A 269-nucleotide genomic window follows, 5' to 3' on the forward strand; every position below is an offset into this window, starting at 1 on the left:
CCTGCAGCATCGGTCACGCCGCTGTCGAACACCGCCTGCAGCGCGTGCGGCAGGCTGCCCTCGCGCGGGGCCGAGCCCGCCACCAGGTGCGCGCGCGAGCGCCGGATGTGGTGCTGGTCCTCGGCGATGTTGGCCAGGTGCGAGAAGTAGCTGAAGGCGCGCACGACCTGGATCGTCTGGTCGCGCGACAGCGCATCGAGGATGTCCTCGAGCTCGCGCCGGGCCGCAATGTCGTCGTCGCGGCGAAAGCGCACCGAGTTCTGGCGGAT

1 protein-coding gene is annotated in these 269 nt (G+C 71.0%); it reads right to left on the reverse strand.

Annotation, left to right across the window (positions count from 1 at the left end; genetic code table 11):
• Window positions 1-269: phosphoenolpyruvate carboxylase (locus tag C662_RS19680; RefSeq protein ID WP_002934934.1), on the reverse strand; the 269-nt coding region annotated here is incomplete at both ends.

The organism is Thauera sp. 28, from assembly GCF_000310145.2.
Taxonomy (GTDB): domain Bacteria; phylum Pseudomonadota; class Gammaproteobacteria; order Burkholderiales; family Rhodocyclaceae; genus Thauera; species Thauera mechernichensis.